The 16,749-nt window shown below is 45.2% G+C and carries 17 protein-coding genes; 12 read left to right on the top strand and 5 right to left on the bottom strand.

The annotated features are described in order from the left end of the window. Positions 1 to 103: 103 nt before the first annotated feature. From GRF59_RS02675 to GRF59_RS29295, 12 genes are all read left to right on the top strand, one after another. Complete coding sequence (locus tag GRF59_RS02675) at positions 104 to 1,480, top strand: MATE family efflux transporter (protein WP_237391600.1); 1,377 nt, start codon at positions 104 to 106, stop codon at positions 1,478 to 1,480. Between the two features lie 70 nt (positions 1,481 to 1,550). Next, on the top strand, positions 1,551 to 2,180 hold the full coding sequence (locus GRF59_RS02670; RefSeq protein WP_160496114.1) for a sugar O-acetyltransferase: 630 nt from the start codon (positions 1,551 to 1,553) through the stop codon (positions 2,178 to 2,180). A 587-nt stretch (positions 2,181 to 2,767) separates the two neighbouring features. Continuing rightward, entirely contained in the window at positions 2,768 to 6,703 is a 3,936-nt protein-coding gene (locus tag GRF59_RS02665; protein WP_160496113.1) for a polysaccharide lyase family 8 super-sandwich domain-containing protein, read from the top strand. A 608-nt stretch (positions 6,704 to 7,311) separates the two neighbouring features. Beyond that, positions 7,312 to 8,238 (top strand): helix-turn-helix transcriptional regulator, encoded by a 927-nt coding sequence (locus GRF59_RS02660; protein WP_202128582.1) that lies wholly within the window; start codon positions 7,312 to 7,314, stop codon positions 8,236 to 8,238. Positions 8,239 to 8,323: 85 nt separating this feature from the next. Beyond that, a complete protein-coding gene (locus tag GRF59_RS02655) occupies positions 8,324 to 8,794 on the top strand; it encodes an epoxide hydrolase N-terminal domain-containing protein (RefSeq protein WP_160496111.1) in 471 nt (156 codons plus the stop codon). Between the two features lie 3 nt (positions 8,795 to 8,797). Continuing rightward, on the top strand, positions 8,798 to 9,541 hold the full coding sequence (locus GRF59_RS02650) for an SDR family NAD(P)-dependent oxidoreductase (RefSeq protein ID WP_160496110.1): 744 nt from the start codon (positions 8,798 to 8,800) through the stop codon (positions 9,539 to 9,541). A gap of 229 nt (positions 9,542 to 9,770) precedes the next feature. Next, entirely contained in the window at positions 9,771 to 9,995 is a 225-nt protein-coding gene (locus GRF59_RS02645; protein ID WP_160496109.1) for a hypothetical protein, read from the top strand. A gap of 164 nt (positions 9,996 to 10,159) precedes the next feature. Continuing rightward, positions 10,160 to 10,588, top strand: a complete 429-nt coding sequence (locus tag GRF59_RS02640; protein ID WP_160496108.1) for an SRPBCC family protein — start codon at positions 10,160 to 10,162, stop codon at positions 10,586 to 10,588. A 427-nt stretch (positions 10,589 to 11,015) separates the two neighbouring features. Then, entirely contained in the window at positions 11,016 to 11,777 is a 762-nt protein-coding gene (locus tag GRF59_RS02635) for a helix-turn-helix domain-containing protein (protein ID WP_237391599.1), read from the top strand. 371 nt (positions 11,778 to 12,148) lie between these two features. Next, positions 12,149 to 12,322 carry a hypothetical protein gene (locus GRF59_RS29305; RefSeq protein ID WP_202128475.1) on the top strand — a complete coding sequence of 58 codons (174 nt, stop codon included), beginning with the start codon at positions 12,149 to 12,151 and terminating at the stop codon, positions 12,320 to 12,322. Further along, positions 12,313 to 12,483 carry an aldo/keto reductase gene (locus tag GRF59_RS30225; RefSeq protein ID WP_423802947.1) on the top strand — a complete coding sequence of 57 codons (171 nt, stop codon included), beginning with the start codon at positions 12,313 to 12,315 and terminating at the stop codon, positions 12,481 to 12,483. Before GRF59_RS29305 ends, GRF59_RS30225 begins: the two co-directional genes overlap by 10 nt. Beyond that, positions 12,459 to 12,815, top strand: a complete 357-nt coding sequence (locus GRF59_RS29295; protein ID WP_202128474.1) for an aldo/keto reductase — start codon at positions 12,459 to 12,461, stop codon at positions 12,813 to 12,815. Before GRF59_RS30225 ends, GRF59_RS29295 begins: the two co-directional genes overlap by 25 nt. A gap of 63 nt (positions 12,816 to 12,878) precedes the next feature. Here the strand turns inward: GRF59_RS29295 and GRF59_RS30220 are convergent, their stop codons facing one another. From GRF59_RS30220 to GRF59_RS02605, 5 genes are all read right to left on the bottom strand, one after another. Beyond that, a complete protein-coding gene (locus tag GRF59_RS30220) occupies positions 12,879 to 13,205 on the bottom strand; it encodes an aromatic acid exporter family protein (protein ID WP_423802946.1) in 327 nt (108 codons plus the stop codon). 19 nt (positions 13,206 to 13,224) lie between these two features. Further along, entirely contained in the window at positions 13,225 to 14,130 is a 906-nt protein-coding gene (locus GRF59_RS02620; RefSeq protein ID WP_160496107.1) for a DMT family transporter, read from the bottom strand. A gap of 41 nt (positions 14,131 to 14,171) precedes the next feature. Continuing rightward, positions 14,172 to 14,561, bottom strand: coding sequence for a Rid family detoxifying hydrolase (locus tag GRF59_RS02615; RefSeq protein WP_160496106.1), 390 nt, complete (start codon positions 14,559 to 14,561; stop codon positions 14,172 to 14,174). A 129-nt stretch (positions 14,562 to 14,690) separates the two neighbouring features. Next, a complete protein-coding gene (locus tag GRF59_RS02610; RefSeq protein ID WP_160496105.1) occupies positions 14,691 to 15,692 on the bottom strand; it encodes an alpha/beta hydrolase in 1,002 nt (333 codons plus the stop codon). Positions 15,693 to 15,717: 25 nt separating this feature from the next. Next, positions 15,718 to 16,611, bottom strand: coding sequence for an MBL fold metallo-hydrolase (locus GRF59_RS02605; RefSeq protein ID WP_160496104.1), 894 nt, complete (start codon positions 16,609 to 16,611; stop codon positions 15,718 to 15,720). Positions 16,612 to 16,749 lie beyond the last annotated feature (138 nt).

Here is a 16,749-nt window from a genome sequence, read left to right as displayed (position 1 = left end):
AAATATATACGATTTCAACAAAATTATAGCCAATATTAATGGAAATAACAAAGATAGAATCCTATTCTTATATTATGTAAATCAGCAGGAGAGGAGGATATAGTTGAGAAATCGCATACAACTCAAAGAATCCGGGAATCGTGATTTTAATCGAGAGTTAATGACGCTCGTCGTCCCTATTGCATTACAAAATTTAATATCGGCAACCGTGATATCCGTTGATGTATTTATGCTAGGTATGATTAGTCAATCTGCAATGTCAGCAGTATCGCTCGCAGGGCAAATCACTTTTGCATTAACCTTGTTTTACATGGGAATGTCAGCTGGTGCAAGTATTCTGACTGCGCAATACTGGGGTAAGAAGGACTTACATATTATACAGCGTGTTCTCGGTATTGCTTGCATGTTTTCTTTTTGCATCTCCTTTTTGTTTTTCTTGTCTTCTTTTTTTCTTCCCGAGGCACTCATGCATCTATTCACCAATGATCAAGAACTGATTCAATATGGCTCAAGATTTTTACAGATGAATTCCTTTTCTTACCCTGCGATGGGAATATCGCAGATGTATCTCAGTGTGATTAGAAGCATGGAGAATGCCAAACTTAGTGCGTGGATTAGTTCTTTCTGTTTAATTTTAAACATTATGTTCAATGCCGTTTGCATCTTTGTATTATTCCCATCGAAGCCCGATTTGGCCATTTCCGGCGTAGCTCTTGCCACAGTTTTGGCAAGGTTTATTGAACTAGCCTGTTGTATGATTCACTCTGTAACAACTGGGTCCATTCGTTTACGTTTGCCTGTACGTGATGGTATTCAGCGTGATTTATTAAAGGATTTATTAAAATATACTCTACCTATACAGGGGAATTATATTGTATGGGGAGGGGCCCTTACTGCTACAGCTGCAATTATTGGTCATGTGAACTCGGATATGATAGCAGCGAACTCCATAGCATCCGTCGTTAAAAATCTGGCGGTTGTCCTCTGTGGAGGTATAGCGACTGGAGGCTCTGTACTTATTGGAAAGTACTTAGGTCAGGGCGAAATCGAAAAAGCGAAGCATGCGGGCAACAAAATGTGCTTTTATGCCTTACTATTTGGAGTCATTGCAGGCTGCACGATTTTGTTCATGAAACCGCTTGTATACTCCATCGTCCATTTGAATCCTACCGCTCAAAGTTACCTAGATGGCATGCTGTACATTAGTGCGTATTACTGTATAGCCAAATCGGTAAACTCCACAACTATAGCGGGTATATTCACGGCCGGCGGAGATTCCAAATTTGGATTTTGGTGCGATACTGTTGTCATGTGGTTATTTATTTTGCCGCTAAGTTACTTATGTGCTTTTGTTTGGCAAATGCCACCGATCTTATTGTATATCGTCATCAGCCTAGATGAGATCATCAAATTCCCCATTGCTTTTATTCGATACCGTCAGTTTAAGTGGCTTAACAACATAACTAGAAACTTTGCATAAATCCGTTCCTGACCAGGTACTTATGCAATTTAATCTAATAAATACATGTGTCTATAAAGGGGAATGTTCAATGAATATCCAAGAACGAATGGCAAGTAAACAATTATTCACAGATCATGATGCGAATTATCCGAAAGAAGCTGCAGAATTGGAAAAAGCCCGTAAGCGTGGCAAGGCCATATGCTATGAGATTAATAACTTGCATCCGGATGATGTTGAAATGCGCCAAACATTGATGAAACAACTTTTTGGAAGCATTGGAGAAAATGTATGGATGGAGGCGCCAATTCGCATGTCTTATGGTTCGAATACAACGGTAGGAAGTAATGTATATATCAATTTCAATCTAACCGTGGTTGACGATTATAAAGTAACTATAGGTAATGATGTCATGTTTGGCCCAAATGTAACGATTGCTGTAACAAATCATCCTGTACATCCAGAAAAGCGCAAAGAAGGTGGGATGTTTGCTTTACCAGTTGTCATTGAGGATGGGGTGTGGATCGGAAGTGGAGCGATTATTGTACCAGGAGTAACGATTGGCAAAGGGAGTGTAATCGGTGCTGGTAGTGTGGTAACGAAGGATATCCCTGCAAATGTGATAGCTGTGGGCAATCCATGTAGAGTTCTTCGGGAGATAACGGATCATGATAGAGAGTACTACTACAAAGACAAGCGTTTTGATCAAGTTGAATGGTAAGAGAACGTGATCATTCACAAATATGAAAACTTCCGATTACAATATAGCCAGTATTGATATATTCACGAAAAATGTTAAATATTTTTCCAAACACTTTTTAAACGGCTATTAAATATTGGGGCTTATTGTGTCATGGAGTCATAGACACCTTATTGGTGTCTTTTTGTGTTTCTGTAGCTTTTTTCATGCTCAAAAATAGGAGGTAATTAAATGCTGAAGCATTCACTGCTACACTTCGTTATTATCGACGGGGATTAGGGCACAGAAGTCAAACCTAATCATAAAAGCAATCCACGAGGGTGGGCCTGGCGCACCTTTTGCTCGGCAATTGAATACAGAACTTTCCCTGGAAATCTTAGTTTTTTACAATGAATGCTTAGTTTTTAACCTTTTCTCGGAAAGGTGTTAAAGATATAATTTTTACACATTATTGAAAGCGTTAACAAATGAATTCGAAAAAACGAAAATAATGAACCATCACAAACGGAGAGGAGGTGAGGAAGCTAACCCTAACGATTTCATAGGAAAAGATGGCAATATTCAGTAAATCGGTAATCTAATATGACACGTTGGAGGAGATCTTATTGATGAGCTTACGTTGGAAGAAGTCTACTATAGCTGCTCTGCTTACCAGTCTCATGTTGTACCCGTTTCTGCTGCTCATAGGTCCGTCACAAGCCGCAGCCGCTGCAGACGAATACGACACGCTGAGGGACAGATGGAACGTATATTTGACGGGAGGAACGGCAATCGATCCATCGGACCCGGAGATTGCAGCGAAGATCAGCCAAATCGAAATGAATGCGAATAATGACTGGTCATCAATGAACAAAAACGCCGGGCGTACCTACTTATGGAGCGACCTGGCGAGCTGGAGCGCGTCCAGCACGATTTCTTCCAACTATGTCCGGTTAAAGGAAATGGCGCTGGCATATGCCACACCTGGATCTTCTCTGAAAGGGAATACGAACCTGGCTGCCGATATTCTGAACGGACTCGACTGGATGTATGCGAACAAATATAACGAAACGAAGGGCGAGACAGGCAACTGGTGGGATTGGGAAATCGGCGTGCCGATGAACCTGACGGATACGATGATTCTGATTTATGACCAAATGTCCGCGGCGCAAAAAGCAAACTACACGAAGGCATTAGACAAGTTCGTTCCTGATCCTACCTATCGTACGAACTCGCCCTCATTCAAGGAAACCGGAGCGAATAGGCTGGATAAGGCGATGATCGTCTCTTTGCGTGGTGTAATCAATAAGACGGATGCCAAGATTGCCCAAGGGCGGGATGCGATTAGCCAGGTTTTGCTGTACGTGCAAAGCGGGGACGGGTTTTACGAGGACGGATCGTTTATCCAGCACGATTATGTTGCCTATACAGGAAGTTACGGTGCCGTTCTGCTTGGAGACATGGCCAAACTATTGTATCTTCTTGGCGGGTCAAGCTGGGACATAACGGATCCGAATATCAATAACGTTATCCGTTGGGTCACGGAAGCATATCAACCTTTTATGTATCAAGGCGCTATGATGGACACGGTCCGGGGACGTGCGGTTTCGCGCGAAGGTTCGCAGGATCATCAGATGGGACGAAGCATCGTAACTTCGCTCGTTATGCTGGCCGACGGCTTGAATGCGCAGGATGCTTCGACAGTACGTCAAATTGCCAAACGTCAAATCCTGTCGGATACGACGTTTACGAGATATACGGAGGGTCTTTCGATCTTCAGTATCAGGGAAATCAAAGCGCTAATGGCCGATTCGTCCATTACTCCAGCCGGCGATATGATCGATACACATGTATTTGCCGGAATGGATCGTGCGGTGCACTTAAGGCCTAATTTCGGTTTAGCGCTTGGGTTGTTCTCTACGCGCATTTCTGCTTTTGAATACGGTAACGGCGAAAATGCCAAGCCGTGGTGGCAGGGCGCAGGAGCCGTCTACTTGTACAATGCCGATCAGACGCAGTTCTCAGGAGCGTATTGGCCTACGGTCGATCCGGTAAGATTGCCTGGCATAACAACGGATGGCTCAATAGGAAGCTTAAGCTCCTACAAATTCAATACATCGAATTGGACGGGAGGATCGACGATTGACGGACCGTACGGCACGGTTGGGATGCAATTTTCGATGTCTAGCAATACGGGCACGCCATTATCCGGCAAAAAGTCATGGTTCCTGTTCGGCGACAAATATGTAGCGCTTGGGGCCGATATTACAAGTAACGGAGGGCGGTCCGTCGAGACGATCGTTGAAAATCGCAAGCTGGATGCAAGCGGGTCGAACACGTTGACGGTGAACGGAACGCCAAAACCGTCAGCCAGCGGTTGGACGGAAACCATGACAGGCGTGCAGTGGGCACATTTGTCCGGCACTGTACCCGGGTCGGACATCGCGTATGTATTCCCAAGTGGGGCCACGGTGAAGGGTCTGAGGGAAACGCGTTCCGGTTCCTGGAAAGATATCAACACAGACGGCAGCAATCAGGTTTTATCTGCGCAATATGCAAGCCTAGCGTTGAATCACGGTATTAATCCTGCGCAAGCTTCCTATGCATATGCCGTCTATCCGGGTGCGACAACAAATGAAGCAGCAGCTTATTCGGCGAACCCTGATTTTACGGTTCTGACAAACACAGGAAGCGTGCAAGCGGTCATGGACACCGCCGATCAGATGGCAGTCGGGGCAAACTTTTGGACAGATTCGGCTCAGACCATTCAAGTAAATGGAGAGGATTACTTAACCAGCAATAAGAAGTCATCCGTAACCGTTGTCGAAAACGGAAATGAGGTGCAAATTGGGGTAGCCGATCCGACGAAAGCAAATGGAGGCACCATTGAAATTGAACTTCACCGCGCGACAGCAGGCGCATTGTTGCTCGACCCTGGCGTTACGGTAAAACAGTTTTATCCAACCACGAAACTAGAGATAAAGACGGCCGGCGCGAACGGGACAACGTTCCTTGCCAAGCTGAGTACGGAATCTTCGCCATCTCCAGCGGCTCCCCAATTGTTAGAAGCCTTGCAAGGCGCGGGTTCAGCCACTTTGAAATGGACCGCAAGCGCCGGTGCGAACGGCTACCGGATTTATTACGGAACAACCCCAGGCAACTATACGAATACAGTGGATATAGCGGCAGTTAGCGGCGACAACCAATATACAGTCAAGGGACTGGCCGACGGAACAACATATTATTTTACTGTTAAAGCAATTAACGGCTCAGGGGAAGAAAGCGCGGCATCTAATGAATTATCGGTAACACTTGCTTACGCCATTTTGCCAGTAGCTGATGTCTATGTCCGCAATGGATCATACGCAAACAGCAACTTCGGCTCATCGGATCAATTGGTTGTCAAAAACGATCCAAACTCCGGTTATTATCGCTATTCTTATCTGAAATTTGATTTATCCGAGCTGCCGCAGCAGGTTGAAAACGCGCAGATCCGCTTGGTTCCGACAAGTATCGGAATTGCAAATACGAAAGGCGTCGCTTACGAAGTAGGCGATCATGCATGGTCGGAAAACAGCGTCACATGGAACAACAAGCCCCCCGCCGGCAGCCTGATTGGAAGCTGGAACGTCCCAGCGGCAGAAACACCGGTGACCTTGGATGTTACCGCACAGGTGAACTCAGCCTTGGCGGGAGATCGGACCCTTGCGCTTCAACTTGCCCAGACGACCAACTATGGCTCGACCGGCTGGGTTATTTACGGCTCCAAGGAGCATGAGAATGCAGCTTATCGGCCGGTGTTGTTGTTCGAAAAATCAGACACCATTCCGCCCGTCACGACGGCTACAATTTCCTCGGCGCAGCCGGACGGACAGAACAATTGGTATGTTCATCCGGTAACGTTAACCTTGAACGCTACGGATGATATGGGTGTGGCCGAAACGGCATACAGTTTAGACAGAGGTGACAAATGGCAGTCTTACACCGAACCCGTTACATTCAGTGAAGACGGGGAGTATGAGATAAGCTATCAATCCAAGGATGATGCGGGTAATGTTGAGCCAGCGCAGACGATTCAATTTCATCTTGATACCAAAGCGCCGCTAATTACGGTTGTTGATCCGGCATCAGGAAGCTACAATGCTGATCAGGAAATCCTGCCGCAATTTACGATAACGGATGATTTGTCTGGCGTTGATCATGCGAAGACAACTCTATTACTCGACGGACAGCCTGTTCAGCAAGGAGTAACTATTCAGCTCTATACTTTGCCGTTGGGAAGCCATTCGTTAGAAATAACGGGCTACGATCTTGCTGGCAATATAGGGAACGCCATCGTGAATTTCCAGCTCACTACGAGCATCGAGTCGTTAAAATCGCTGGTCACCAAATTTAAGGACAACGGGTGGATCGATAACAATGGTATCGCCAACAGTTTGAGCCAAAAACTGAATCATGGCCAATTGAACAGTTTCATCCAAGAGGTGGAGGCTCAAAGTGGCAAACATGTTGTTAGCGATGCGGCGGGTTATTTGCTAAAGAATGCACAAGCATTAAACGAATAAACCATTCGCGAAACGACGAAAAACTGAAATTTGGCATAGGCCCTCCGGCCTGTGCCTTTTCGTGGTGCGCCCGGCATGGGCGATAACTAGGACCCTTTCGCTTACATCTATCTGATCCATAATCGAGTTCAAGGTGATCATTATATCTGTCAAACCCGCTTCCTTCCATGTTTCAGATGGCAAGAGCACGTCAAATCGCGACTCAAAGGCGACATCAGCGATGGCATTTCTTCATGAAATTTGAGCTTGGACGCTGCTTGGCGCGACTTTATAGATAACAAAAGAGTTATGCCGCTCAAAATCGCGATAACGATCGCCGACACTGTCGGTTGCGATATACGCACACTGTATGAATTAATTCCGCAGTACCGATATCAAAATGACAAGAACCCGCACATGGAGCGGGTTCTTGTCATGAAGCAAATCTTGGCTAGTTATTTTTCCATGCAATTTCATTATGCTAACGAGCAGATTAGCGCAATAACTAAGTTGATCTTCATTACTAACGATGGCTTGTATATAATAATCTTTAATCATCGAAAGCCCACATTTCATAATCGAAAGAAGAGAGTCAGAGAGGAGAAGAAGTTGTGAATCTTGAAAGACTTATGGCCATTACGATCTTGTTATTGAATCGAAAACGGGTGCAAGCGCAGGACTTGGCCGACCGATTGGAAGTGTCTTTGCGCACAATTTACCGCGATCTGGATCGATTGAATATGGCGGGTATCCCGATCGTTTCTTATACAGGCGGAGAAGGTGGTTTCGAAATCATGGAGAGCTTTCGCCTGGACAGGCAGATGTTATCCATGGATGAACTCGCCGCGATCACGACTGCTTTGCGTGGCTTTCAATCATCAAAAGCATGTCACGGCGGGAAACTTGACGTATTATTAGAAAAAGTCGGCGCATTAGTGTCGAAAGCAGAGGGGAAGGGCCTCAGCAAGACGGAATCCGTCATGATCGACCTAAACCCTTGGCGAAAGAGTCACGCCGAGAAGTTAAAATATGAAGCATTGAGTAGAGCCATCGAAGAATCCAAGGTGATTGTCTTCACCTACACAAACATGCAGGGAAATGAAACCGAGCGGCGGATTGAACCGATGGGCCTTGTTTTGAAAGGGTACACCTGGTATTTGTGCGGATTCTGCTTACAACGAAACGACTTTCGTAACTTCAGACTTTCGAGGATCCGCGGAATATCAGCGCTTCAAGACAAATTTGAACGACGGGCGATTTCTTTATCTGAATTAAACGAGCAATTGGGCCCAAAGCGCGAAGATAACATGATCGATTTGATTCTCAAATTCAATGGGGATGCAAGAGTTCAAGCCGAAGATCATTTCGACGAGTCCGAAATCGAACGACAGTCCGATGGGTCGTTTATTGTACGCGTGCATTACCCAGACAACGACTGGTTGATTGGCTTTCTGCTCAGTTTTCGAACAGGGGTGTGCGTGGTAGAACCCAAGAGGGTCGCTTCTGCTGTAAAAAAAGCCGCGATAGAAATCAGCGAAATATATCGGGGTTGTTGACAGCCCGTTGTCAACAAGGATGGGTTACCATAGGCTCAAGTTCATTGCTTCAAGCCATGATCCGAACATTGAGGAGGTAATCTGAATGAGTGAGATTGAACAAGACCTTGAGAGCATCGCCAGCAACGATAACGTCGATATCAAGCCTTTTCGAATCCATATTCTTGAGCAATCGATAGACGACTTACATGAGCGCCTAGCACATACCCGCTGGCCTGATGAATTAGACGGAGTTGACCTGAATTCTGGTGTGTCTGTCGACTATCTTGCCGAACTCGGAGAGTATTGGCAGATTGGGTGCGACTGGCGAAAATATGAAGAAGCGTTGAACCGATTTCTGCAATATACAACTACAATTGACGGACAACAAATACACTTCCTCCATGTGCGATCTCCTGAACAAGGCGCCATGCCGTTGATTCTTACCCATGGTTGGCTGGGGTCAATTATCGAATTTATCAATATCATCGGTCCGCTAACCGATCCAAAGGCGCGCTTTAAAGCATCGGGCTATGCCGTTATTCAGGCGACGCGTCCGAAGAGAAAGGGAGTATAAGGTATGCAATTAAAAGGAAAAGTGGTCATTGTAACAGGTGGAGGCAGAGGGATCGGAAAAGCAGCTTGTCTATTATTGGCTGCGCGAGGCGCAACGGTAGTCGTCAACTATTTAAGCAATCACAGAGCGGCGGAGTCAGTCGTATCGAATATTCGTTCGGCCGATGGGGAGGCCATCTCTCTGCAAGCAGATGTACGAAGTCAAGAGCAATTTTCTCAACTCGTTGCTTCAGTGAAAGAGGCTTACGGCCGGATCGATGGATTGGTTTGCAACGCAAATATGAATTTTGCGGCAAAACCTTTCGCTGAAATGACGTGGGAGGAATTTTCGCAAAAACTGAATGATGAGCTCCAAGCTGCCTTCGTAACGACAAAAGCGGTTATTCCGTCCATGATGGAACAGAAGGCAGGTCGAATCATATATATTTCAAGTAGCTTGGGGAAAAATCCGTCGCCGTACATGATCGCGCACGGAACAGCAAAAGGAGGACTAGACAGCTTTTCTTCCTACATCGCTCAAGAGTTCGGTCCTCAAGGCGTTACGGCCAACGTGGTCGCTCCAGGTTTAGTGCAAACCGATGCTACCGCATTTTTGTCGGATACAGACAGGCAAATGATTATTAACTTTACGCCGCTCAGACGTGTCGCGAATCCAGACGATGTGGCAGGGGCTATAGCCTTTCTAATAGGAGACGACTCGCGGTTTGTAACGGGTACATATCTTCCGGTTACTGGCGGTAAATTTTAAGGAGAAACCGAAGAAGCTGAAAGGGCAAGATAGTTGAATAACAAACCATTAATGAGCAGGCTGCGATAGTCTGCTTTTTTTTATCAAACTAATGGGCGGCTTAAGTCTAACAACAGTGGATCACCGTTTGGTTCAGAGTTAAATAAAGGGTATCAACTTTTCACATGGAATAATTAGGAAGATTCCCTTACTATGAATATATAACAATTGGAAAAGAGGTTTTGAATCAATGAATAGCAATGTTATTTGGGGGATAGTATTATTAGCGCTGAGTTTGTTTCTTAAGCCCTTATTGGTGATTGTGGGACTGAATGAAAGGTTGTTCGGATTGTACTGGCAAGGTGAACCTGTGTTTTCATTGAGTCCATTCTTAGTTCGGATTATTCTGGCAGTAATTGGGATAATCATGCTTATCATCGGCGGTATGCAAGTAGCAAAGCAGAAGAATGAATAGTTGAAAGGATAGAGAGCAAGCACAACAATTGTAGATTGACACAAAAGTACCCTTTTCAGAAAAAGTTCTACAGGAAAGAAATCACAACAACCGTACCATTGGTATAAAATTCATATACAAATAATTACATAAATTAAATCCTTATAAGAAGGGGAATGAGCAATATGGCAAATATCGAGCACTTACAGACTGTGAATGTTCCAGCTTCAACTGTATATGAAGCATTAACCACTACACAAGGACTTTCAGAAGTTTGGACAAATGAACTAGTAGTCAGTGATCAGATCGGTTGTATAAATGAGTTCCGATTCGGCGGCGAAGGCTTAACAAAGATGCGAGTTGATGAGCTTGTTACCGATAAAAAGATTTTGTGGCAGTGTGTTGATTCAGATCCAGAATGGATAGGTACGACAATTTCTTTTGATATGGAGGAAAAAAGAGGGAAGACTTCAATCATTTTTCGTCAGATGAATTGGGAGGAAGTGACCGAATTTTATCGCTTATGTAATTATAACTGGGCTATTTTTTTGTACAGTCTTAAACAGTATTGCGAAGAAGGCGAGGGTCTTCCGTATCACAAACGGAAGTTTTAGGGGCACGGTATATGTTCTTGTCCTCCAACAACAACGAACGAAGTCGAGGGACAATAACATGATCCCATTGAGCTTGTGGATCCAGTGGCTGAACTATGCTGGAATAGATAGTATAATTTTCAAATAGAGTATGTAGGAGCTAAATGAACAAGTCGTTTGAGCTTTTCAGCAAAGTATTCTCGCCGGTTTCCAGTTATTCTAAAGGTAAGCGCAGACTGGCATAACCGAAAGGGTGATATTGAAATGAAAACTAGAGCAATCGCAGGTACAAGTAAGGCGGGGACGTCCAGGCTATGAGATCAAGCAAAATGGTCAAAGCTCCTCATGATCTGGTAAAGTCTCCGGCTAAAAAAGGGAGCTTGAAGCTGGATGGAATGTCCGTTATCGAGTTCTGTTTTTACACGCAAGGCAGAAAAGGAACCTTTTTTTGCAGGATCATCTTCTTCTAATCGTCAAGTCGGGTGTCTATACGGTTCGCTTCGGTGATCAAGAATATACGATGCGGAGCAACGAAATGATGTTTATTCATAAATCAATTGGAGTCGAGTACGAGAAAGCGGGTGAACCCGGTTCCGATTACATCCTCGACTATATGATGTTTTTCCTGAACGAGAAGATAGTAGATGAATTCCTCAAATTCGCTGGTTTAAAACCCATTTATCTCGTGAATGATGTTGTTCCGATAACCGTCTTTCCGATTAATGACCACATTGGAAGCTATATCGAGTCGTTAAAACCCTATTTCGCGAACCCTGACGAAGTCAAAGAAGGACTGGTTCGTGTGAAGCTGATGGAATTGCTGTTTCACATAGCAGATTCGAATGATCGTTTGTTGCATCAAATGATGCAACCCCTAAGCAAGGACAGAGGCAGCATCGCAAAGATCATGGAGGAGAACTTCTTGAATCCCGTTTCCCTTAACGACCTGGCCTATTTGTCCGGCAGAAGCCTGGCGACGTTCAAAAGAGATTTTCAAGCAATATACAACACCCCCCCGCTCAAATGGATTCGCAATCGGAGGCTGGATAAAGCCAAGGAACTGTTAGCGGAAACAATGTTATCTGTTACAGATGTCTGTTTTTCGACCGGATTCGAAAATATCGCCCACTTTTCCAAAGTATTCAAGGAAAGATTCGGACTCCCGCCGTCGGAGTTTAGACAGCAGCTGAGGTTGAAGGAGGAGGCCTAAGGGGGCTAAAACGTTGCTACACAGGCACCTGATTTAAAGATACCGTTTCGCGGAAATTACCGCGGAACGGTATTTTGTTATTTACAGAAACAAAATGAGCTAAATAAACAAATAGTATGAGCTTGTAGGCAAAGAAATTCATTCGTCTCCCTGATATTCTTATCTCATGCGGTAAACGCAGCAGTATTAAAATAAGAATGAAGGAGAGATTCTGAATGAAACTCTGGTTTCTATATTTCACTCCGATTTAAGGGGACGACCGGTATCGTTTTGTAATTGACGCATCTACTTTGTAATTATTAAGTCGTACGTACAAACCAAACTCTAGTTAGTATTTAAAATTTCACTAATATAAAAAGGTGTTGAAACAAATGAAAAAGGTAAAATTGCAAAATGAAATGATTCCTTCGATCGCTCTTGGTACCTGGTCATGGGGGACCGGTCAAGGCGGCGGGGATGCTATTTTCGGGAATAATCTTATCGCGGAAGACTTAAAACCGGTTTTTGATTCGGCGATGAAAGCCGGACTCAGGAAATCAAACTAGCGCAAAGTATTCTGGCTGAAGAAGGGCTGAAAATCTCTGCTGTACAAAATCATTACAGCTTACTGTACCGTTCGTCCGAAGAAGCCGGAATTATTGATTACTGCAACGAAAACAACATTGTGTTTTTCTCTCCTATATGGTGTTGGAACAAGGCGCACTAACCGACAAATACAATGCAAAAAATCCTCTCCCAAGCGGCACCAGAAGAGGAGAGGCGTTTAATGAAGACGTGCTTGCGAAACTGGAAGGCTTGATCCATGTTGTGAAGGAAATCGGCGATAAGCACAATGCGACTTCTGCGCAAGTTGCAATCGCTTGGGCCATTGCGAAAGGAACCGTTCCTATAATCGGCGTTAGAAGAACTTCCCAAATTGATGATGCTGTAAAAGCCGCTGAAATCACGCTGACAGCACAGGAAATCCATGATCTTGAAGCAGCGGCGAAAGAGACAGGAATAGTAATCAAAGGTGACTGGGAAAAGCCGATGCATTAATCACTATAATCCGTCTTTTCGGATTACTGAACCGTTTCGCGGAAATTACCGCGAAACGGTTTTTTAGTATCTGCAGAAAAACTGATGAATCAAATCTTGAGCAAGTGAAAGAGCAGAAGCAGAAGCATTTTCTTCCAGCTTTGGTGAACCTTTTGGGTATATGGTACCAAGACCAATCCCTAGCATCTTAAATTCATCGAGAATGATTGCTGATCCAGCACCCAGAGCGAACACAGACGCCGTTATCCGATTAAGGGCACTGCGTATTCCTCTGCGCCTTGGTACTTCGACCCCAAGAATGGCCAGCAATCCGGTATTGGCTGGTGAATGAATCCCCAATAGCTCTGCTGCGTAATTGGCAACAATCGCTGCAAGCGCCGATTTGATAATACGATGGGCTATGATAGAATTACCTCTTTGCCGTCGTGAGTGCTATCGGATCGTTATGCGATTTCTTTTTAGGCAGCAAGGTAGCAAGGACTACTCCGCAGACAATGAGAATGGAACCGCCGATTTGTGTGGAGGTTACCGGAGTACCGAGCATGAAGTAACCAAGGACCATGGCTACGAATGGCTGGAGATTTAGAAATACGGATGCTTTGGCAGCACCGACCTTCCGAATTTGGTTGTTCCAGATGATTGCACATAGGCCTTGAATGAGCAGAGCAGAGCCGATTAAGAGTACCCACCAACCAAAGGAATGAATACTCTGTTCATGAGGTTCGCGCCATACGGCCACCGGAAATACGAGCATGCAGCCGAGTAAAGTTGAATATGCGGTCGCAGTGAGCGCATCCATTCTTTCTGTCAGCTTTCTCATTAGGACGGTAGCTCCGGAGAAGGCGAGCATGCAAATAAACATGATTCCCATACCCGTTGTTAGTGATATATGCAATCCTCTGCCTTGGCCGACTACGAAGAAGACGCCGGTAAGCGCGACCAGGGATCCTACGGCCATACGCAGAGTGAATGATTCTTTTAGGAAGAGTCGCGCGAGTAAGGCAGTGAATATTGGAGAAAGTGACAATATAAGCGAAGCTGTCGTCGCGTTTATCGTCTGCAATCCTGTAAAGAACGAAACTTGGTGCAGCAACATCCCAATTAGAGCAAGTGGAATTAAGTAGACGACATCGCGTGTAGTCAGTCGAATCATACGCTTGGCTATGATCAGATAGCCAATCAGGAACACCGAGGAGACAGCAAGCCGGTATGCGGATAGGTGCATTGCGGGAAATTCTCGCAGCAAGAGTGAGCCGAATACGAAGTTGCTTCCATAGAGAGTCGCGCAGAGTAAGAGAAGCAGATAAGTTCGCAAGCAAATGCGCCTTCTTTCAAAATTTGGCTAGTACAGCAGCCTTATTGGTTTAACTGTCGTTTGATGGCAACCAGTTCGATCTCGATCTCGGCGCTACGTGGCAGTTTGGCTACCTGCACGGTAGTTCTAGCGGGATGATGGTTACCGAAATAATGGCTGTAGACGTCATTCATTTGCCCAAAGTGATCTAGATTCGTCATAAAGACTGAGGTTTTCACAACGTCTTCTAGAGTATAGCCAGCTTCCGATAATACGTTCTGAAGGTTCGATAAGATCTGTTGAGTTTGCGCAACGATGCCTTCCTTCAACTGGCCCTCCGTATCTATTGGGAGCATTCCTGATGTGTAAATAACAGATCCGGCAGCAATGGCTTGTGAATAAGGCCCGATTGCAGTCGGCGCTTGGGCGGATGTAATAGCTGTATGATTCATGGTGCATATGCCTCCTTTAATGTATACAGGTTTTGTCGTATAGCTTTCGGTTATTAAAGAGCCCGCAGCAACAAGCTGCGGGTCTCAGAATAGCTAGGAGATAGTATTGAATCCGCTAATGTTGCGTCATTATTGGCCCGCTGGCGTATAAGCCTCGTCTAGGAATGATTGAACTGCTTGGAACGCCAGAAGTCTATTTTTCTCAAGCAGTACCATATGAGTGCCTTCTCCGATCTCAACCCAACGGCGATAAACAGCACCAGTTAGGGAGGTAAAGAAGTTTTGTGCCAATTCTAAGGGCACATCTATATCCCACTCTGCGTGGACGAGGAGCACAGGTACGGTGATAGCTTTAGGCTCATAGAAGGCTTTCCCAACCGTCCAATATTCGCGTATATCCAGAATAGGCCCGTTGGTAGCACGAATATGTTCTGGGTGTACTGTCTTGTTATTAGGATCGGATGCCAGAGTTGCTTCAACCCATTTCTCGAACCACCCCTGAGGGATTAGGCCGTCACGTTTCCCTTCGGGAGCTGCACTTAACCAGCGCTCTTTAGTGGTCCCTGCTGGCACAAGGCGGTAAGAACCAAGCGGACCGCCTGTATCGATGGGTATTGGCTTGCTGCTTAGCCATTGAGGAGCGATGAGGGATAGCTTGTTTACTTTGTCGTTGTTAAGGCTTGTGTATGCCCCGGCCACCGTACCGCCCCAAGACATTCCAAGTACATTGACCTTTGTTAGATTGCGGTGCTTGAGGACGAAGTCTACGGCCGAGCCAAAGTCACGAACTCCGGTTTCTGTACGAACAAGCGGAGGATTTTGATCCGCTGGCTGCTCCATCTCTGGAGGTCTAGTGGATCCCCCGTAGCCGCGAACGTCAACCGCATAGACGTCATAGCCGTGGCTGGCTAGGTAATCAAGGAAGGTGAATCCGTCTAGCTCCACGTCATACAGGCTGCCAACTGGATAAGTAGCACCATGGACCATGACGATTGTTTTCTCGTTAGAGAAGACAGTCATAGTTGCAGGGCGTTTATTGCGGATCGATAGCTCGATACCAGGCGTGTCGCTGGCTATATTAAAGTTCTCGGATACGATGTTAATAGATTTATTGAATGTATTGTTAGACATAAATGTTTCGCCTCTTTTCGTTATATTAGATAAAGCGCCAGTTGAAGCCGTCGTCGCTTCTGGTTACATAACCTGCTGAACTCTCTGGAAAGTGCGTACTGAAATAAATAATTGGGCGATCGGCGACGTATTCCAAAGCCCACCTGCGGGAGATTCGAGCTTGATCACCAAATTCACAGTACATAGAGTTCCATTCAGGTTTCATGACTTGGAATGGATGATGCATGATGTCAGCGCCGAAAAAAGCTTCTTCTCCACCTGATGAAAGGCGAATGGACATTTGTCCGATACTGTGACCTGGAGTCGGAATGAATGTAAATATATCTAGAAACTTCCCGCCTTCTGGGCCGATTGTTTCCGTCAAGCCAGCCTCTACAACAGGGAGTACACTCTCTTCATAAACATTGAAGTTAGCTTCGTTTTCTTTGTTATGGCTTGCTTCACTGGAGTAATATTCTTGTTCTTTAATAGGGAACACATACTTAGCATTCGGGAAAGTCGGTACCCATTTGCCGTCGACAAGCTTCGTATTCCAACCGACATGATCGACATGCAAATGCGTTAATAACACATAATCAACTTCCTCTGGAGTAACGCCAGTCTCTTTAAGCCGCTCGAGATAAGGCAATTGTAGATTGGCGAGATCCTGATTGAGTGGCAGGTTTTTATCATTTCCTGTAGCTGTATCAATAAGAATCGTATGCTTGGGCGTTTTCACGACCCAGGTGCCGATGCTAACGATGAGCTGCGAATTGTCATCTATTAAGCCTTCAGGGAAGGATTGTTTGTTCTCTTCCAAAAAAGCGGGATCCCACGTGCCTGGGAAATATATTTCTGGTGGAACGCCACTGATTACCATTTCCGTAACACGGGTAACAGTGGTATCGCCTACGGTGTAAATTTTGGGTAGCTTTGTCATTTGGTTCATCGTCCTCCTTGGAAATTTCGTTGAAACTGAAATATTATATTAAAACCTATTATGTGTAAAATGTCCCGGGATCGTATTTGCACATCAGCCTTGTTAAAATCTTAATTGAAAAATAGCGCCAAATCAACG

The sequence above is a fragment of the Paenibacillus dendrobii genome (assembly GCF_009807035.1).
GTDB lineage: Bacteria > Bacillota > Bacilli > Paenibacillales > Paenibacillaceae > Paenibacillus_AQ > Paenibacillus_AQ dendrobii.
Note: the sequence above shows the minus strand (reverse complement) of the source record. Positions and strands in the feature narration are given on the sequence as shown.

Coding starts and splice junctions, on each gene's coding strand:
- GRF59_RS02605 (WP_160496104.1), bottom strand. CDS start 16,611: ATGACAAAGCTACCCAAAATTTACACCGTAGGCGATACCACTGTTACC.
- GRF59_RS02665 (WP_160496113.1), top strand. CDS start 2,768: ATGAGCTTACGTTGGAAGAAGTCTACTATAGCTGCTCTGCTTACCAGT.
- GRF59_RS02650 (WP_160496110.1), top strand. CDS start 8,798: ATGCAATTAAAAGGAAAAGTGGTCATTGTAACAGGTGGAGGCAGAGGG.
- GRF59_RS02610 (WP_160496105.1), bottom strand. CDS start 15,692: ATGTCTAACAATACATTCAATAAATCTATTAACATCGTATCCGAGAAC.
- GRF59_RS02670 (WP_160496114.1), top strand. CDS start 1,551: ATGAATATCCAAGAACGAATGGCAAGTAAACAATTATTCACAGATCAT.
- GRF59_RS02655 (WP_160496111.1), top strand. CDS start 8,324: ATGAGTGAGATTGAACAAGACCTTGAGAGCATCGCCAGCAACGATAAC.
- GRF59_RS29295 (WP_202128474.1), top strand. CDS start 12,459: ATGGTGTTGGAACAAGGCGCACTAACCGACAAATACAATGCAAAAAAT.
- GRF59_RS02660 (WP_202128582.1), top strand. CDS start 7,312: ATGGCCATTACGATCTTGTTATTGAATCGAAAACGGGTGCAAGCGCAG.
- GRF59_RS02640 (WP_160496108.1), top strand. CDS start 10,160: ATGGCAAATATCGAGCACTTACAGACTGTGAATGTTCCAGCTTCAACT.
- GRF59_RS29305 (WP_202128475.1), top strand. CDS start 12,149: ATGAAAAAGGTAAAATTGCAAAATGAAATGATTCCTTCGATCGCTCTT.
- GRF59_RS02645 (WP_160496109.1), top strand. CDS start 9,771: ATGAATAGCAATGTTATTTGGGGGATAGTATTATTAGCGCTGAGTTTG.
- GRF59_RS02615 (WP_160496106.1), bottom strand. CDS start 14,561: ATGAATCATACAGCTATTACATCCGCCCAAGCGCCGACTGCAATCGGG.